The 395-nt window shown below is 45.3% G+C and carries 1 protein-coding gene; it reads left to right on the forward strand.

The features are described from left to right. Positions 1–34: 34 nt before the first annotated feature. Positions 35–395 (forward strand): response regulator (locus FCL47_RS24150; RefSeq protein WP_136816278.1); only part of this gene is annotated, 361 nt, incomplete at its 3' end.

The raw sequence follows: 395 nt of genomic DNA on the forward strand, positions 1-395 counted from the left end.
CAGGGGGCTGGGGCTTGCCTTGTCAGCAGGCGTTATGCAGACACACCAAGGGGCGCTAACTTTTGATAGCAATCCAGAGAGCGGGACAAAGGTAAAAATACTGTTGCCGTCCCTTGACTCCTCATCACAACAACCAAGTTTAGTTTCAGGTGATTCAAAGGTTCCGTTAACAAAGTTGTCAGGTAATATTTTGCTTGTTGATGATGAAAGTAGTGTCCTTGATGTCGGCAGGAAAATTCTTACCATACTGGGATTCAATGTGGATACAGCTGTCAACGGCAGAGAAGCCGTGGCCAAATTCAGTGAGCCCGAAATCGATTATTGTGCAATTGTTATGGACGTTGCAATGCCTGAAATGGATGGAATTGAAGCCATGAAAGTAATCAGGAAGAGCA

The sequence above is a fragment of the Desulfopila sp. IMCC35006 genome (assembly GCF_005116645.1).
Taxonomy (GTDB): Bacteria; Desulfobacterota; Desulfobulbia; order Desulfobulbales; family Desulfocapsaceae; genus Desulforhopalus_A.